General features: G+C 33.3%; 2 protein-coding genes. One reads left to right on the top strand and one right to left on the bottom strand.

Translation table 11 applies throughout. The features are described from left to right. The first annotated feature begins 159 nt into the window (after positions 1 to 159). Complete coding sequence (locus V7183_RS21325) at positions 160 to 1,017, top strand: MBL fold metallo-hydrolase (RefSeq protein WP_335360755.1); 858 nt, start codon at positions 160 to 162, stop codon at positions 1,015 to 1,017. Positions 1,018 to 1,145: 128 nt separating this feature from the next. Here V7183_RS21325 and V7183_RS21330 read toward each other — a convergent pair. Then, positions 1,146 to 1,225, bottom strand: an 80-nt coding sequence (locus V7183_RS21330) for a small, acid-soluble spore protein, alpha/beta type (protein WP_335360760.1), incomplete at its 5' end; no start/stop codon positions are given.

A 1,225-nucleotide genomic window follows, 5' to 3' on the forward strand; every position in this document is an offset into this window, starting at 1 on the left:
AAATATTGACTCAAATCCAGTCCTTTACACTAATTACTATTAATAAAGTGAGTAAATATCAATTTAAATTATTGCTATTTATGTTAATTCTCTTGAAGGTATTATTATTTTAGCAACTCTACATACTAAAGAATATAATGAAAAAAGGAGTTTGCTCTAATGAATGAAAAGTCAAATCAAGAATTAAAAAGTACTTTAGATAATACCATTTTACCTTTAACCTCTCTTGGCAGTGGTAATAGTATCGAAGTAGCCTCCCACTTATATTGTTTATGTATTAAAATTGTAAATATATGTTTTGTAGGCAATCCTGTAAGACCAAATGAATGGGTTCTAGTTGATTCCGGTATGCCAAAAGCAATGGATCTTATAATGAAATTTGCAGAAGAAAAGTTTGGCGAGCATAGTAAACCAAAAGCAATCATACTAACTCATGGCCATTTTGATCATGTTGGTTCTGTCATTGAATTAGTAAAAAAATGGGATGTCCCTGTTTATGCACATAAGTTAGAAATTCCTTATTTAAACGGTGAAAAAGACTATCCAGAGCCAGACGGATCTGTGGAGGGGGGATTTGTAGCAAAAATTTCTCCGAGTTTTCCAACTCAAGGAATTGATTTAGGTAAATACATACATGAATTACCTCTTGATGGTAGTGTTCCACATATGCCAGAATGGCATTGGGTACACACCCCTGGTCATACTCCTGGACATATATCTCTATTTCGAAAGACAGATCGTTTCTTAATCGCTGGAGATGCTTTTGTTACCGTAAGACAAGATTCATTATATAAAGTAGTAACTCAAGAAAAAGAATTAAGTGGCCCACCACGATATCTTACTACCGATTGGAAGAATGCATGGAAATCGGTAAAAATACTTGAAGCTTTAGATCCTAAATCTGTAGTGACAGGACACGGTTTACCTATGTTTGGTGAAGAATTAAAAGATGGATTGCGTCATTTAGTAAGAGATTTTGATAAAGTAGCTATTCCGGATTTCGGAAAATATATTTAACAACATTCATCATATGAGATATAGAAGTTTGAATTTTTAAATTAGTCAACAATATGATTATTTTGTTCACGCTCATATTAAAAGGTGAGACTTAGCGTCTCACCCTTACATCCATGTATTATATAAATTTAGCGAGTAACTCCACCACCAAGTTGTTGTTCAGCTAATGATACTAAACGTTTTGTGATCTCACCACCAACAGAACCAT

This window comes from Bacillus sp. JJ1127, assembly GCF_036965845.1.
Lineage (GTDB): Bacteria > Bacillota > Bacilli > Bacillales > Bacillaceae_G > Bacillus_A.